The organism is Limimaricola sp. G21655-S1 (assembly GCF_027213785.1).
GTDB lineage: Bacteria > Pseudomonadota > Alphaproteobacteria > Rhodobacterales > Rhodobacteraceae > Limimaricola.
Genome location: NZ_JAPWGO010000329.1, coordinates 1 through 258, shown reverse-complemented (window position 1 = coordinate 258; position 258 = coordinate 1). Strand labels below are relative to the sequence as shown.

The 258-nt window shown below is 63.2% G+C and carries 1 pseudogene; it reads right to left on the bottom strand.

The window, feature by feature from the left end:
- Window positions 1-258, bottom strand: a pseudogene (locus tag O4G76_RS20970) (uracil-DNA glycosylase); the annotation flags it as partial.

Sequence of the window (258 nt, the reverse complement as noted above, 5' to 3'; positions counted from 1 at the left end):
GATGGGCCGTCTTCAGGATCAGGTGATCGCCGGGACGGATGTGTTTTTCAAGCGCCTGCGCCTGGTTGCCCCAGAGGACATAGGCCGTCGGGCGGCGAGAGCTATGATCCAATACCTGATGCGCAAGTTCCTGCCAGCCGAGTTTTTTGTGGCCATTGGCGTCGCCCGCAGGCACCGAGAGCACCGTGTTGAGCAAAAGCACGCCCTGCGCGGCCCAGGGGCGCAGATCACCGGTATCGGGGCAGCAGCCGATGTCGT